Genomic DNA, 1,398 nt, shown 5'->3' on the forward strand with positions numbered 1-1,398 from the left:
GGGTCGTTGATCAGCAGGCCGAGAATGCCCTTGCCGTGCGGCGGATCGCCGATCGTCAGCCGGGTCTGCGTGTCGATCCCGATCGTGATGAACTCCACCAGCAGCCGCTCGGAGTCCGAGCCGCCGTCCGAGCCCGAGGCGCCGTCCGAGGGCAGCACGCCGAGCGCGGCGTAGCGGGCGTCGGCGAGCTCCGCGGACAACTCGACGATCCGCCGGAGGGTGTCGGGCAGGCTCAGGTCGCTGGCGATCGACACCACCGCGTCCAGCAGGCGGTGCAGCCGCGACTGCGTACTGAGCAAGTCCTCGGCCCGCACGACCAGCTCTCGCAGGAGCGAGTCCAGACGGAGCCGCGCCAGCGAGGGCACCTCACCGTCGTGGAAGACGTCGGGCCGCCGGTCGTCGGTCACACGCTTCTCCCTGCCTTCCGCCTCGATCGAAGCCTAGGGCACGCCGGTGCGAGACTCTCGACCCGAATGAGCCGCCCCGGCGGGTCGGAGGGACATCCGACCCGCCGGAGCGGCGGTCTGGGGGGCATCGGTCGAGCGTGGCCCGACCGGATCGGTCAGTCGTCCCGGTCCGGCACCAGGACCTCCGGTACCGGACGCCGTGCGGTGGGGCTGTGGGCGAGCCCGTACCCCACCCGCAGCAGCATCTGCGGGGTTCCGCCGCCGCAGAGCGTGCCCAGCCGGCCCCGGGTGGACGGCACCTCGATCGGCTGCGAGTACAGGGACGCGGTCAGCCCCGACGCGGTGGCGCGCAGCAGTACGTGCTGCAAGGCCTGACCAGCACGGACCTCGTCGTAGCGACTGTCGCCGGTCGTGGTCAGCACGGCCAGGCACGGGTCGCTCTCGTAGCGTCGCGCCGGACCACCGCCGAAGTCGCGCCGCCGCAGCCGCTCGTCCGGGTGCGGACGCCCGGCCAGGCGGTCCTCGCGGACCCCGTCCTCGGAGCTCGTCCCGCCGCGTGTCCACGCGCGCTGCTCCGCCGCGTACCCGGCGCGCCGGTCGAGCTCCTCGTCGGCCTCCCGCACCAGCGCCATGGCCTCACCGACGGCGCGGGGATCCAGGACGGTGAGCCGCCCCGCCTCGTCCTCGGCCGCCCGGGTCAGGGCGGTCAGCGCGCTCGTCGGCACCGCCGTGTCCAGATAGGGCCGCCGGTTCGTGTGCCGTCGCGGGATCGCGGCCGCGAGTTCTCGCTCTCCCGGCGTCGGCGGCCGCTCGTTCGCCGGGCGCACCCGCACCAGCAGGTGGTCCTCGTCCGGTTCGGGGAACGACTCCGCCTCGGCGCGCCAGCCGAGCAGCGCGTAGCCCAGACGGACGTTGTACGCGGCCGCGCCGAGCGCGATCCGNGCGCGCGGTCGAGGTCGGCGAGCACGTCCACCGCGTCGCCGTGCCGGCG

Annotated in this window: 1 protein-coding gene and 1 pseudogene; both read right to left on the reverse strand. The window is 74.6% G+C overall.

The features are described from left to right. Nucleotides 1–407, reverse strand: a pseudogene (locus tag ABEB28_RS41800) (hypothetical protein); the annotation flags it as partial. Between the two features lie 155 nt (nt 408–562). Continuing rightward, nucleotides 563–1,345, reverse strand: a complete 783-nt coding sequence (locus ABEB28_RS43330) for an Acg family FMN-binding oxidoreductase (RefSeq protein ID WP_425559073.1) — start codon at nt 1,343–1,345, stop codon at nt 563–565. Between the last annotated feature and the right edge of the window lie 53 nt (nt 1,346–1,398).

The sequence above is a fragment of the Cryptosporangium minutisporangium genome (assembly GCF_039536245.1).
GTDB lineage: Bacteria > Actinomycetota > Actinomycetes > Mycobacteriales > Cryptosporangiaceae > Cryptosporangium > Cryptosporangium minutisporangium.